Genomic DNA, 253 nt, shown 5'->3' on the forward strand with positions numbered 1-253 from the left:
GTGCGTCGCGTCCAGGGTCCTTTCCCAGCGGTCGAGAACCGCGGGGTCGTCCAGGGCGGCCAGCACGTCCTTCCGTATGGCAGCCAGGTAGTCCGCCCGCTCCTCCGGGGTGCCGAAACGCGGTACGTCCGCCCGGACGGTCACGCTCGCCCGGAGGTCGTCGCACAGCCAGCCCAGGAACTCGGCGCCGGTCTGCGTGGCGAGTCCGAAGGTGAGGTGGAGGGAGGCGGTGCCCTGGTCGGCGCTCACGGCG

General features: G+C 72.7%; 1 pseudogene. It reads right to left on the bottom strand.

Annotation, left to right across the window (positions count from 1 at the left end):
- Nucleotides 1-253: pseudogene (locus tag IH80_RS0138605) on the bottom strand (cupin); the annotation flags it as partial.

Origin of the sequence: Streptomyces sp. NRRL S-378 (assembly GCF_000720645.1) — a bacterium.
GTDB lineage: Bacteria > Actinomycetota > Actinomycetes > Streptomycetales > Streptomycetaceae > Streptomyces.